Here is a 13,372-nt window from a genome sequence, read left to right as displayed (position 1 = left end):
CATCGTCATCAGGAGCGTCACATGGACAGCGTGCTGCGCAGGTTGGGGTGGGGAATTGCGGTGTTGCTCGGCGTTGGGCTGGGCCCGGGTGTGGCCGCGCAGTCGACCGGTCAGGACCTGCTGAAGGTGGCGGGAGCCGAGCGCGAGGTGCAGCTGGAACACGCACAGCTGCACAGCCGGGTGGCCGCCGGATTGGGCGAAACCCGGATCGAGCTGGTGTTCCGCAATCCCAACAACCGGGTGCTGGAAGGCAACCTGGAGTTTCCGCTGGCGGACGGCCAGCAGGTGACCGCCTTCGCGTTGGATATTGATGGCGCACTGCGCGACGCGGTGCCGGTGCCCAAGGACAAGGGTCGGCAGGTGTTCGAGGCCATCGAACGACGCGGTGTGGACCCGGGCCTGCTGGAGCAGACTGCCGGCAACCAGTTCCGCCTGCGCATCTACCCGATACCGGCGCACGGCACGCGCCGGGTCGCCCTGACCGTGCGTGAGACGCTGCCGCTCGACGCCAAAGGGCTGCGCTGGAACCTGCCGATGCACTTCGCGCACGGCGCGCAGCAGGTGCAGGTGCAGTTGGACGCGGTCGGTACCGGCGTTCCGGTCAAGCGCGGCACCTCACCGCTGGAGCTGTCCCTGGCCGGTGCCGCCTGGCGGGGGCGCTGGCAGGGGCGCGGTGACCAGCTGCCCGCCCAGCTGGGCTGGACCCTGCCGTTGCCGCGTGGCATCAGCGGCGTGCAGGGCCTGTTCAACGGCGAACGCTACTTCATGCTGCAGGTGCCGGTGGCGGGCCAGCCCCGGGCACGGGCGCTACCGCGCCGCATCGGCCTGGTCTGGGATGCCTCCGGTTCCGGACGCGAGCGCGACACCGCTGCCGAACTGGCGGTGCTGGACCGCTATTTCCAGGCGGTGGGCCAAGCCCAGGTGCAGCTGACCGTGCTGCGCGACCATGCTGAACCGATTCGTCGCTTCAGCGTGCAGGGCGGCAACTGGAGCGCGCTGCGCCGTGAGCTGGAAGCGATGGTGTATGACGGCGGCAGCGCACTCAACGACTGGGCGGCAAGCGAGGATGTCGACGAAACCCTGGTGGTCAGCGATGGCATCGGTAACTTTGGTGCCCGCACGCGCCCCGAACTGCAGCCGGGACAACCGCTGTATGCGCTGAGCGGTGCCGGTGCCCGGACGGATGCGGCCCACCTGCGCTACTGGGTGGAAGGCAGTGGCGGTCAGGTCCTGGTCCTCGCTGGCGTGGATGACGTGACCTCGGTCGCCGAACGCCTGCTGCGGGAGACGCCGGCGCGCATCGAACCGCAGGGGCAAGGTCTTGCCGACCTGCTGCTGGATGACACGCAGGCGGGGCAGGGCTGGGTGCGGGTGATGGGCCGCATCACCGCTCAGCCGGCATCGCTGCGACTGCGCCTGCCCGACGCGGACGGTGCCCTCACCGAACAGACGATAGCCATGAACGGACTGCCTGATGCTGATGGCGGAATGGCCGCGCACGCGTGGGCTTCGCAGAAGCTGCAACGCATGCAGAGCGACCGGACCGTGCCGATGTCGACGACGCAGGCGTTCGCGCTGAAGTTTGGCCTGGTCAGCGCGGGTACGTCGCTGCTGGTGCTGGAAACGCTGGAGGACTACCTGCGTTACGGCATCCGCCCGCCGGTTCCGCTGCAGGCCGAATACGACAAGCGTCATGCCCTGCAGATCCGTGACGAGGCCGAGCAGCGCCGCCAGCGTCTGGATGCCATCGCGCGCCAGTTCGCCGAACGTGAGCAGTGGTGGAACCGCAGCTGGCCCAAGGGGCCGCGTCCGCAGGAACCGGCACCGGGCAAGCAGCTGTCAGCGGGACGAGGTGAGGCCGCCCGCGAGGCGCGTACTGCGCCGCCGGTACCGGCACCGGCGGTGCCCGCTATGACGCTGGGATCCACGCGCGCCAACGACAACCAGACACTGGATGCCATCAGTGTGACCAGCAGCCGTATCCAGGAGGAAGCCTACGCGCCTGCCGCAGCGGATGCGCCGGCCAATGGTGGCCAGCTGCGGATTGCCCTGGGGGCCTGGCAGCCCGATTCGCGCTATGCGCGCCAGCTGCGCGCCGCCGCACCCGCGCAGGTCTACGCGCTGTACCTGAAGGAGCGCGACGAACACGCCGACAGCAGCGCGTTCTATCTGGACGTGGCCGACATCCTGCTGGAGCGCGGTCAGCGCGAGCTGGCCATCCGGGTCCTGTCCAACCTGGCCGAAATGCAGCTGGAGAACCGCCACGTGCTGCGCGTGCTGGGCTACCGGCTGATGCAGGCCAAAGCCCCGGAGCTGGCCGTGCCGGTGTTCCGGCAGGTGCTGGCAATGGGCGAGGAGGAGCCGCAGAGCTTCCGCGACCTGGGCCTGGCGTTGGAGGCGGCCGGGCAGGCACAGGCCGCGGTGGATGCGCTGAACGAGGTGGTGATCCGCCCGTGGGATTCCCGCTTCGACGGCATCTCGCTGATCGCGCTGGATGAACTGAACACGCTGGCCAGCCGCAGCAAGGTGAATCTGGAACGGGTCGACCCGCGCCTGCGCCGGGCCATGCCGCTGGACCTGCGCGTGGTGCTGGGCTGGGACAGCGACAACAGCGACATGGACCTGTGGGTGACCGACCCCAATGGCGAGCGCGCCTACTACGGCAACCGGCTGACGTACCAGGGCGGGCAGATGTCGCGTGACTTCACCGGGGGCTATGGACCAGAGCAGTTTTCGCTGCGCCAGGCCAAGCCTGGGCTGTACAAGGTGGAAGCCAACTACTTCGGCAGCCGCGAGCAGCTGGTGACCGGGGCGACCACGCTGATGCTGCGCCTGACCACGAAGTGGGGCACCAAGGGGCAGCAGGACCAGTATGTGACGCTGCGTTTGAAGGACAGCCGCGACACCGTGCTGGTGGGGGAGTTCGAGGTGAAGTGACGGCCAACATGAACGGGGCCGCTGGCGCTATAATCGGCGGTCTTGTCCAAGCCTTCATGACTGCCGATATGATCGAGCTCAATCCCGTGCGCCAGCGAATCACCGATCTGACCGATCGCGTGGTCTCGCTCAGGGGGTATCTTTGACTACGACGCCAAGAAAGAGCGTCTGGAAGAAGTAACCCGGGAACTGGAAAACCCCGACATCTGGAACAACCCGGAGTATGCCCAGAACCTGGGCAAGGAACGCTCCCTGCTGGACAAGACGGTGGGCGGCATCGCCACCATCCTGGACGGGTTGACCGAAAGCACCGAACTGCTGGAACTGGCGGAAAGCGAGCAGGACGAAGACACCGCGCTGGCCGTGGTCGCCGACCTGGACAAGTACCAGAAGCACGTTGAACAGCTGGAATTCCAGCGCATGTTCTCCGGCGAGATGGACAGCGCGGCGGCCTTCGTCGACATCCAGGCCGGTGCCGGCGGCACCGAAGCCCAGGACTGGGCCGAAATCCTGCTGCGCATGTACCTGCGCTGGTGCGAATCGCGCGGCTGGAAGACCGAGCTGATGGAAGTCTCCGGCGGTGACGTCGCAGGCATCAAGTCGGCCACGCTGCGCGTGGAAGGCGACTATGCCTATGGCTGGCTGAAGACCGAAACCGGCGTGCACCGCCTGGTGCGCAAGTCGCCGTTCGACTCCGACAACCGCCGCCACACCAGCTTCACCTCGGTGTTCGTGTCGCCGGAAATCGACGACAACATCGACATCACCATCAACCCGGCCGATCTGCGTACCGATGTGTACCGTTCGTCCGGTGCCGGTGGTCAGCACGTCAACAAGACCGAGTCGGCGGTGCGTATCACCCACGTGCCCAGCGGCATCGTGGTGGCCTGCCAGACCGGCCGCAGCCAGCACCAGAACCGCGACAACGCGATGAAGATGCTGGCCGCCAAGCTGTACGAGCTGGAAATCCAGAAGCGCAACGCCGAAAAGGATGCGGTGGAAGCCACCAAGTCCGACATCGGCTGGGGCAGCCAGATCCGCAACTACGTGCTCGACCAGAGCCGTATCAAGGACCTGCGCACCGGCATCGAGCGTTCCGATACGCAGAAGGTGCTGGATGGCGACCTCGACGAGTTCGTCGAAGCCAGCCTGAAGTCCGGCCTGGAAGTCGGCTCCAAGCGCCTCGACGCGTAATTCCCACCCTTTGTATCCCCCGCACAAGACCAGCGACCACGCCATGAACGATCAGACCCCCGCGCCGCAGACCCCCGTCGACGAGAACAGCCTCATCGCCGAGCGCCGCGCGAAACTGACCGCGCTGCGCGGGCAGGGCATTGCCTACCCGAACGACTTCCGCCGTGAAGACTTCGCCGGCAGCCTGCAGGCCGAATACGCCGATGCCGAACAGTGGACCGCCGAAACCCTGGAGGCCAACGGCCGCCAGGTGAAGATGGCCGGCCGCCTGATGGCCAAGCGGGTGATGGGCAAGGCCAGCTTCGCCCAGATCCAGGACGAATCCGGCCGCATCCAGCTGTTCCTGCAGGGCAATGCACTGGGCGACGTCTACACCGCGTTCAAGGGCTGGGACGTGGGCGACATCATCGCCGTGGAAGGCGGGCTGACCCGGACCAAGACCGGCGAGCTGTCGGTCAAGGCCACCAGCATCCGCCTGCTGACCAAGTCGCTGCGTCCGCTGCCGGACAAGTGGCACGGCTTGGCCGACGTCGAGCAGCGCTACCGCCAGCGCTACGTCGACCTGATCGTCACCCCGGAATCGCGCGAGGTGTTCATCAAGCGCTCGCGCATCATCCGTGCGATGCGCGCGTGGCTGGACAGCCGCGACTTCCTGGAAGTGGAAACGCCGATGATGCATTACATCCCCGGCGGTGCCACGGCCAAGCCGTTCACCACCCACCACAATGCGCTCGATCTGGACCTGTACCTGCGCGTGGCTCCGGAGCTGTACCTCAAGCGCCTGACCGTGGGCGGGCTGGAGCGGGTGTACGAGATCAACCGCAACTTCCGCAATGAAGGCGTCAGCACCCGCCACAACCCGGAGTTCACCATGATGGAGCTGTACGAGGCCTACGCCACGTACAACGAAATCATGGACCTGACCGAAAACGTCATTCGTGACGTCGCCCAGAGCGTGCTCGGCACCACCGAAGTGGAATGGGACGGCGCAAAGATCGACCTGGGCCCGGCGTTCCGCCGCTGGCGCATGGACGAGGCCGTGCGCCACCACAACCCGGAGATCAGCGCGGCCGACTGCACCGACCGTGACGCCCTGCTGCGGCATTGCGAACGCCTGAAGATCCGGGTCAAGCCGTCTTACGGCTGGGGCAAGCTGCTGCTGGAGATCTTCGAGGCCACGGTGGAACACACCCTGATCCAGCCGACCTTCATCACCGACCACCCGGTCGAGGTGTCGCCGCTGGCCCGCGCCAACGACAACGACCCGGGCTACACCGACCGCTTCGAGCTGTTCATCAACGGCAAGGAGCTGGCCAACGGCTTCTCCGAGCTGAACGACCCGGAAGACCAGGCGGCGCGCTTCCAGGCGCAGGTGGCGGCGAAGGAAGGCGGCGACGACGAGGCCATGCACTACGACGCCGACTACATCCGTGCGCTGGAGTACGGCATGGCCCCGACCGGCGGCCTGGGCATCGGCATCGACCGTCTGGTGATGCTGCTGACCGGCAGCAGCTCGATCCGCGACGTGCTGCTGTTCCCCTACATGCGCCCGGAAAACTGAGACCTGGTTCTCGGATGGCCCGGAAAGGGCCGTCCCCCGGGGCTTTCGCCGACATGGCCGCGCGAGTATGGTTTCTGCGTGGCCTCATGGACTCCCAGGCACTCTGGCCACGGATCATGGACCGGTTGCGACCGACTGACGGCCGCTTCACACTGTGATCACGATCATGAACTGGGGCGATCATGAGCGGAGGTGACGCGTGCAAGGTCCCGGTGTGCAAGGTGGCGGAGTATCCTTTACACAGCCTGTTCCAATGTGGTCCCGGCAGACGACGGAAGCAGCCTTGAATATTGTCATCGTTGACGATCAGACGTCCGCGCGCACGATGCTGCGCCATGTCATCGAAGACATCGCGCCGGAACTGAGCGTGCACGATTTCGGTGATCCGCTCACCGCGCTGGCGTGGTGCGAATCCAATGCCGTTGATCTGCTGTTGCTGGATTACCGCATGCCGGAAATGGACGGGTTGGAGTTTGCCCGCCGTTTCCGCCGCCTGCCCAAACACCGCGATATTCCGGTCATTCTGATCACCGTGGTCGGCGACGAGCCGATTCGCCAGGCCGCCCTGGAAGCCGGCGTGATCGACTTCCTGGTCAAGCCGATCCGGCCGCGCGAACTGCGCGCACGCTGCTACAACCTGCTGCAGTTGCGCCAACAGACGGAAAACGTGAAGCAGCGTGCGCTGTCGCTGGAACAACGCCTGCTGGCCAGCATGCACGAAGTGGAAGAGCGTGAGCGCGAAACGCTGTCGCGGCTGGCCCGTGCCATCGAGTTCCGTGATGCCGGCACCAGTGCCTACCTGGAGCGCATGGCCCATGTGGCCGGGCTGATTGCCGAACAGCTGGGCCTGCCTGAAGAAGAAGTGCGCCTGATCGAAATGGCGGCGCCCCTGCACGACATGGGCAAGATCGCCATTCCCGACTCGGTGCTGCTCAAGCAGGGTAAACTCAACGACGAAGAGCTGGCGATCATGCGCCGGCACCCCCGGATCGGTTACGAGCTGCTCAGTGGCAGCCAGAACCGGTTCATCCAGGTGGGCGCGCTGATTGCGCTGCGCCACCACGAACGGTATGACGGCAGCGGGTATCCCGACGGCCTGGTTGGCGAGGCGATCCCGCTGGAAGCGCGGATCGTGGCGGTGGCCGACGTCTTCGACGCCCTGATCTCGCCGAGACCCTACAAGGAAGCTTGGAGCATGGAAGCCACTTTGGCCTATCTGTACGCGCAACGCGGTCGTCTGTTCGACCCGCGCTGCGTGGATGCGCTGCTGCGTGGTCGCGTGCAGTTGGACGAGATCTGCGCGCAGCATTCCGTTGCGTCGTCCCGACCGGGGATGTGACATGGGCGGTGTGTTCCAGAAAGTGCGGCAGCGTCTCGGTGCGAGCGGTGCCCTGGCGTTTCTGCGCGCGCGACTGAGCGGTCGCCCGGACAGCGAGCACGGGCAGGCCATTGTGCGCATGGTGTTGATCACGTTGATCCTCGCCTATGTGCTGATGCCAAACGTGCGCAACGACCTGCCGCATCATCAGTACCAGGTGGTGCTGGGCATCGTGCTGACCGGGCTGACCTTGTCGGTGCTGCTGTTTGGTTGGCTGCTGGCACGGCCGGGGCGTTCGGACCCGCGCCGCGTGGCCGGCATGCTGGCCGACTACGGCCTCATCGCCGCTGGCATGGTGCAGATGGGCGAGCCGCTGGCCTGGGTCTACATCGTGGTGATGTGGGTCACGGTGGGCAACGGCATGCGCTTCGGCAACCGTTACCTGTACGCCGCCGTGGGCATGGCGCTGGTCAGCTTCGGCGTGACCATGCTGACCACCGACTACTGGCGCGACAACGCGCGCCTCGGCTTCGGCCTGTGGCTGGGTCTGGCCGCGGTGCCGCTGTATTTCGCCAGCCTGCTGCGCCAGCTGACCCGGGCCATGGACGAGGCGCGCCGCGCCAGCGAGGCAAAGAGCCGCTTCCTGGCCAACATGAGCCACGAGTTCCGCACGCCGCTCAACGGGCTGTCCGGCATGACCGAGGTGCTGGCGACCACCCAGCTGGATGAAGAGCAGCGCGAGTGCGTGAACACCATCCAGGCCTCGTCGCGCAGTCTGCTGACCCTGGTGGAGGAAGTGCTGGACATCTCGGCCATCGAGGCCGGCAAGCTGCGCGTGGTCGAGGAAGACTTCGCGCTGGCCGATGTGATCCAGTCGATGGGCCTGATCCTGATGCCGCAGGCGCGCGTGAAGCGGTTGGATTACGTGGTCAAAGTGGACGAGGCAGTGCCGCTGCTGCTGCGCGGTGACCTCGGCCACCTGCGCCAGATTCTGCTCAACCTGGCCGGCAATGCGGTCAAGTTCACCGAGCATGGCAAGGTGGAGGTCCGGGTCGGCTTGCTGGGTGAAGTGGGCGACGGCCGCGTGCGGCTGCGCTTCGACATCTTCGATACCGGTATCGGCGTCAATCCGGAGATGGTGCCGCGTCTGTTCCGGGCGTTCGAGCAGGCCGACGTCAGTCTCGGCCGCCGTCATGAGGGATCCGGCCTCGGCACCTCGATCGCGCGCGGTCTGGTCGAGGCCATGGGCGGTGACATCGGCTTTGCCGACAACCCCCCGCAGGGCAGCCATTTCTGGTTCGAGCTGCCGTTCGCGCTGCCGCCGATGGAGCAGGGCCGATTCACCCCGGCTGTGGTCGGCGAAGCGGCACCGGGTGGGGCGGGCAATGTCATCGCCTTCGCCGACCCGTTCCTGCGCCACCGCGCGCGCGTGCGCAGCATGAAGGTCCTGGTGGCCGACGACCACCAGGCCAACCGGCTGGTGCTGCAGCGGCTGCTGCAGAAGGCCGGGCACAAGGTGGTGTGCGTCAATGGCGGCGAAGCCGTGCTGGATGCCATGGCCGAAAGCGATTACGACGTCGCCATCGTCGACCTGCACATGCCGGGCATGAGCGGGTTGGACATGCTCAAGGAACTGCGTGTCATGCAGTCCGGCGGCGGCCCGCGTACACCGGTGCTGGTGCTCAGCGCCGACGTCACGCCCGAATCGATCCAGCAATGCACCCAGGCCGGCGCGCATACCTTCTTCGGCAAGCCGGTGGTGCCGGTGCGTCTGCTCGACACGCTGGCGGAGATCGCCAGCAACGACGTGCGCAAGCCACGGGTCAACGTGGTGCCGGCACCTGCCGCTGGGGTCGGCGTGCTCGACACCGGCGTACTCGATGAGCTGGCGTCGCTGGGCATGGGCGAGAGCTTCGAGCAGGAGTTCATCCGCCAGTGCCTGGTGGATGCCAAGCAGTGCCTGGTGACCGCCAACGAGGCCGGTGAGCGCGGCGACTGGGTATTGCTGCGCGAGCAGGCCCACGCCATCAAGGGCGTGGCCAGCAACCTGGGGCTGGTGCGGGTGGCGTTCCGCTCCGGTGAGGTCATGCACATGGCCGACTGGCAGTTGAAGAGCGAGTGGAAGGAGCGGATGAAGCAGATCCGTGCGGCGGTAAAGGAAGGCCGGCAGGCCCTGGCGGCGCGCATGCATCCCAGCGCGGTCACTGGCGACAGCGACATCGACATCGGTTGAGTTCGCGGCGGACGCGCATGGCGCGTCCCTACGTGGAATGACCTCGCGTAGTGACGCGCCATGCGCGTCATGCGCCATCCCGGGCGACTCTGAACACCGTTCACATAGGAGCCGTTGCCACTCTGCCAGATGTTTGCATTCCAGCGAACGTGCCCGGTGTAGGATCGCGGCGTGTGGACCCGTCAGGCCTGCCGCCCACCGTCCTCCCTCCAGGCCAACTCGCCGAGGAAATTGCCATGCAAACCATCGAAAAGCTCCCCACCACCCCCCGCGGCTACGCCACCATCCGCACCGAAACCACGCATGACAACGCCGCGCACTGGTTGTTCATGCACGCCGACGCCGCCACCGGCATCCGACCCTGCTGCCGCAAGGACATGCTGGATGAAATGTGGACGGTGATGAGTGAGATCACCGCCAGCCCGGCCGAGCGCGCCAGTGGCAAACTGCGTCATTTCGTGTTGGCATCGGATGCCACCGCCTACAACCTCGGCGGCGACCTGGAGCTGTTCGCCCGGCTCATCCGCGAAGGTAATCGCGACCGGCTGCTGGCCTACGCGCAGCGCTGCGTGGAAGGCGTGCACCATCTGCACACCGGCTTCGGCGGTGATGTGCGTTCCATTGCACTGATCCAGGGTGATGCCTTGGGCGGCGGCCTGGAAATGGCGCTGGCCTGCCACACCATCGTGGCCGAAGCGGGCAGCGGCATGGGCCTGCCGGAAGTGCTGTTCGGGCTGTTCCCGGGCATGGGCGCGTACTCCTTCCTGTGCCGCCGCGTGGCGCCGCAGGTGGCCGAGAAGATCATCCTCGAAGGGCGTGTATACAGCGCCGAGGAAATGTATGCGATGGGCGTGGTCGACGTGCTGGTGCCGAAGGGGCAGGGCATGAAGGCCGTGGAAGACCTGATTCGCCAGCACCAGCGCACCCCGCGCACGTACCTGGCCATGAACGCTGCGCGCAATCTGGCTCAGGCGGTGAGCTATGACGAGCTGCTGGAAATCACCAAGATCTGGGTGGAATCCGCGCTGGCTCTGGAAGACAAGTCGCTGCGTACCATGGACCGGCTGATCAAGGCGCAGACGCGCCGTGCCCAGTCCGATGCGGCGTAACGCCGGAATCAGGGGGAACTGAAGGCCCGGCAATCGCCGGGCCTTCTTTGTTTCAGGGCTTACTCCGCCGGTGCGTCGCGCAGTTCGCGGCGCAGGATCTTGCCGACGTTGGTCTTCGGCAGTTCCTTGCGGAATTCCACGATCTTGGGATGCTTGTAGCCGGTCAGGTTGGCGCGCGCATGTTCCTTGACCTGCTCGGCGGTGAGGTTCGGGTCCTTCTTGACGATGACCACCTTGACGATCTCGCCGGACTTGTCATCCGGCACGCCCACCGCGGCCACTTCCAGCACGCCGGGCATCATCGCGATCACGTCTTCCACTTCGTTCGGGTAGACATTGAAGCCGGACACCAGAATCATGTCCTTCTTGCGGTCGACGATGTAGAAGAAGCCGTGCTCGTCCATGCGCGCCATGTCGCCGGTGTGCAGCCAGCCGTCGGCGTCGATCGCCTTGGCGGTTTCTTCCGGACGCTGCCAGTAACCCTTCATCACCTGCGGGCCGCGGATGCACAGCTCGCCGACGTCACCCGGGGTCATGGTCTGGCCGTCGTCGTTCTTCACGCAGGCATCGGTGGACGGAATCGGCAGGCCGATGGCCCCGTTGTATTCGGCCAGGTTGAGCGGGTTGATGCACGCGGCCGGCGAGGTTTCGGTCAGGCCGTAGGCCTCCACCAGGGTAACCCCGGTGACCTTCTTCCAGCGCTCGGCGACAGCGCGCTGCACGGCCATGCCGCCACCCAGGGTGACCTTGAGCGACGAGAAGTCGATCTGGTCGAAACCGGGGGTGTTGAGCAGCCCGTTGAACAGCGTGTTGACGCCGGTGATGGCGGTGAAGCGGGTGGACTTGAGCTCCTTGACGAAGCCCTTCATGTCGCGCGGATTGGTGATCAGGTGGTTGCAGCCACCAAACTTCATGAAGACCAGGCCGTTCGCCGTCAACGCGAAGATGTGATACAGCGGCAGGGCGGTGATGATCCACTCCTTGCCCATCTCGATGCCGGACGCGGAAATCCACGCCGAGGCCTGCTGCATGTTGGCAACCAGGTTGCGGTTGGTCAGCATGGCACCCTTGGCCACGCCGGTGGTGCCGCCGGTGTACTGCAGGAAAGCCACGTCGTCGTGGTCCATTTCCACCTTCGGCAGCGTGTGCTGGCTGCCCAGCTTCAGTGCCTGGTTGAAGCGGATCGCACCGCGGATGGTGTAGTTCGGCACCATCTTCTTGATGTACTTCAGCACGAAGTTCACCAGCACACCCTTGGCCCCGAGCATGTCGCCCAGGCCGGTGGTGATGACCTGCTTCACCTGCGTATCAGCGATGACCTGCTGCACGGTGTCGCCGAAGTTGTCGACCACCACCAGCACGGCTGCGCCGGAGTCGACCAGCTGGTGCTTCAGCTCACGGGCGGTGTACAGCGGGTTGACGTTGACCACGGTCAGGCCGGCGCGCAGCACGCCGAAGGTGGCCACCGGGTACTGCAGGCAGTTGGGCATCATCAGGGCGACGCGGTCACCCTTCTTGAGCTTCAGTTCGCCCAGCAGATACGCGGCGAACTGTTCGACCAGGGCGTCGGTTTCACCGTAGGTGAGCACCTTGCCGAAGCTGGAGTAGGCGGGGCGGTCGCGGAATTTGGCAACCGAGGTATCGAATACGGCCGAGACCGAAGCGAATTCGTTGACGTCGATCTCGGCGGGCACGCCGGCGGGATAGCTGTTCAGCCAGGGACGTTCCAGACTCATATTCCCCCTCCAGGAAACGTTGATGGTGTGCGGTGACGGTGAGTATCCGTCGTTTCGGCAGTGGGCAGCATACCGGGCCGAATGGAAAACGCGAAGGTTTTGTGAAGCAGGTGTGCAGAGGACCCGTTCAGCCCAGCAGTGGCGAGGCGTGGGCCGATCATGCGGCACTGCCGCCGGCGCTGTTTTCGCTGCACTGCAGCGCAGCTTCCATCAGCGGCACGGCCCAGTCCGGTGTCTGGCGCAGCTGTTCGGCATCGTCCGGCTCGGGCCAGACCAGCTGGCCGGCTTCCATCTGCAGCACCAGTTGCGGGTCCGGTACCGCCTCGCCGGGTGCGGCGTCGCGGCTGTTGTCATAGACCTGCAGCTGGGCCAGACGCGGCATCAGCGTGGTCAGGTTGGCCAGCGCCAGCGGGTAGCGGCGGCGGATGTCGGCTTCGTTGATCGGGTGGCCGCCGGCACGCACACGCGCCTGCACACGGGCCAGATGATGCTCGGGCGAGGGAAGCCCGCAGTACCACATCAGCACGTCGTGGGTGGCGGTGGCCTCGGCCAGCAGGGCGGCGATGGAGCGGCCGCCCAGGGTGGTCTCAAACGCGTGGTTGCGGCGTTCGGTCAGCGCGCGCTTGATCCGGTCCAGGCCTTCGGTCCAGGCCTGCGCATTGGCCTGGGCCTGGTCCATGCCCATTTCGGTACGCAGCTGGCGGGCCCAGCTGTCCGGGTTGAACCAGTCCAGCCCGGCCTGGCGCAGCAGGTGCCCACCGATGGAGCTTTTGCCGGCCCCGTTGACCCCGGCCAGCACGAACAGGAACGGACGCGGCATCAGTAGCCGGTACCGGCCGCGACCTTGCCCTTCAGGCGTGCCGGCTTGCGCAGCAGGGCGCGGGCCTTGCTGCCGGCTCCGGCCGCATCCAGCGATGACAGGCGCGCGTCAAAGCTGTCGCGCAGCTGCTGCAGCACCGGACTCTGCTCACGCAGCGAGGCCAGGTCGCGCTGCAGCCCCACGATCTGCGCCTGCAGGGCCTGGTACTGCTCGGCCGAGATGATCACCGCCTGCGGTTCGTTGTGGTTGGTGACCAGCACGGCCTGCTGGTCACGCACGTCCTGCATGACCTTGCGCCAGTGCTCCTTCACCGACGAGGCGGTGGTGCGGGTCAGCTCGGTGATCGGGTCGAACTTGAGGGCGTGCAACATGGCGGAGATTCCGGCAGCAGCGATGAGCCGAGCATAGCGCGGATGGGATGAAATGGGAATTTAATGAAAAATAGGAAAAGCAAGGGTTCAGGT

At 66.0% G+C, this 13,372-nt stretch carries 9 protein-coding genes; 6 read left to right on the top strand and 3 right to left on the bottom strand.

Annotation, left to right across the window (positions count from 1 at the left end; genetic code table 11):
* Positions 1–21 precede the first annotated feature (21 nt).
* The 6 genes from RT551_RS09985 (at position 22) to RT551_RS09960 (ending at position 10,352) form a co-directional block, all read left to right on the top strand.
* Positions 22–2,937, top strand: coding sequence for a VIT domain-containing protein (locus RT551_RS09985; protein ID WP_313458100.1), 2,916 nt, complete (start codon positions 22–24; stop codon positions 2,935–2,937).
* Between the two features lie 68 nt (positions 2,938–3,005).
* A protein-coding gene (gene prfB, locus RT551_RS09980; protein ID WP_311193808.1) for a peptide chain release factor 2 occupies positions 3,006–4,131 on the top strand; the annotation gives its coding sequence in 2 pieces (ribosomal slippage) (positions 3,006–3,080 and positions 3,082–4,131; 1,125 coding nt in all).
* Positions 4,132–4,174: 43 nt separating this feature from the next.
* Positions 4,175–5,692, top strand: a complete 1,518-nt coding sequence (lysS, locus tag RT551_RS09975; protein WP_311191092.1) for a lysine--tRNA ligase — start codon at positions 4,175–4,177, stop codon at positions 5,690–5,692.
* Positions 5,693–5,945: 253 nt separating this feature from the next.
* Entirely contained in the window at positions 5,946–7,031 is a 1,086-nt protein-coding gene (locus tag RT551_RS09970; RefSeq protein WP_313458096.1) for a two-component system response regulator, read from the top strand.
* A 1-nt stretch (position 7,032) separates the two neighbouring features.
* The gene (locus RT551_RS09965) at positions 7,033–9,243 is read left to right on the top strand and encodes a response regulator (protein WP_313458094.1); all 2,211 of its coding nucleotides are present in this window, start codon (positions 7,033–7,035) and stop codon (positions 9,241–9,243) included.
* A gap of 236 nt (positions 9,244–9,479) precedes the next feature.
* Complete coding sequence (locus tag RT551_RS09960; RefSeq protein WP_313458092.1) at positions 9,480–10,352, top strand: crotonase/enoyl-CoA hydratase family protein; 873 nt, start codon at positions 9,480–9,482, stop codon at positions 10,350–10,352.
* A gap of 59 nt (positions 10,353–10,411) precedes the next feature.
* Here the strand turns inward: RT551_RS09960 and RT551_RS09955 are convergent, their stop codons facing one another.
* From RT551_RS09955 to RT551_RS09945, 3 genes are all read right to left on the bottom strand, one after another.
* On the bottom strand, positions 10,412–12,088 hold the full coding sequence (locus RT551_RS09955; RefSeq protein WP_313458089.1) for a long-chain fatty acid--CoA ligase: 1,677 nt from the start codon (positions 12,086–12,088) through the stop codon (positions 10,412–10,414).
* 157 nt (positions 12,089–12,245) lie between these two features.
* Positions 12,246–12,908: an AAA family ATPase gene (locus RT551_RS09950; RefSeq protein WP_313458086.1), complete on the bottom strand. Its 663-nt coding sequence runs from the start codon at positions 12,906–12,908 to the stop codon at positions 12,246–12,248.
* Positions 12,908–13,279, bottom strand: a complete 372-nt coding sequence (locus RT551_RS09945) for a type II toxin-antitoxin system prevent-host-death family antitoxin (RefSeq protein ID WP_313458083.1) — start codon at positions 13,277–13,279, stop codon at positions 12,908–12,910. Before RT551_RS09945 ends, RT551_RS09950 begins: the two co-directional genes overlap by 1 nt.
* Positions 13,280–13,372 lie beyond the last annotated feature (93 nt).

Source organism: Stenotrophomonas sp., assembly GCF_032103445.1.
GTDB lineage: Bacteria > Pseudomonadota > Gammaproteobacteria > Xanthomonadales > Xanthomonadaceae > Stenotrophomonas.
Note: the sequence above shows the minus strand (reverse complement) of the source record. Positions and strands in the feature narration are given on the sequence as shown.

What these genes read in the sequence shown, in the direction of transcription:
- RT551_RS09985 (WP_313458100.1), top strand. Translation starts at nt 22, where the DNA reads ATGGACAGCGTGCTGCGCAGGTTGGGGTGGGGAATTGCGGTGTTGCTC.
- lysS (WP_311191092.1), top strand. Translation starts at nt 4,175, where the DNA reads ATGAACGATCAGACCCCCGCGCCGCAGACCCCCGTCGACGAGAACAGC.
- RT551_RS09970 (WP_313458096.1), top strand. Translation starts at nt 5,946, where the DNA reads ATGTGGTCCCGGCAGACGACGGAAGCAGCCTTGAATATTGTCATCGTT.
- RT551_RS09965 (WP_313458094.1), top strand. Translation starts at nt 7,033, where the DNA reads ATGGGCGGTGTGTTCCAGAAAGTGCGGCAGCGTCTCGGTGCGAGCGGT.
- RT551_RS09960 (WP_313458092.1), top strand. Translation starts at nt 9,480, where the DNA reads ATGCAAACCATCGAAAAGCTCCCCACCACCCCCCGCGGCTACGCCACC.
- RT551_RS09955 (WP_313458089.1), bottom strand. Translation starts at nt 12,088, where the DNA reads ATGAGTCTGGAACGTCCCTGGCTGAACAGCTATCCCGCCGGCGTGCCC.
- RT551_RS09950 (WP_313458086.1), bottom strand. Translation starts at nt 12,908, where the DNA reads ATGCCGCGTCCGTTCCTGTTCGTGCTGGCCGGGGTCAACGGGGCCGGC.
- RT551_RS09945 (WP_313458083.1), bottom strand. Translation starts at nt 13,279, where the DNA reads ATGTTGCACGCCCTCAAGTTCGACCCGATCACCGAGCTGACCCGCACC.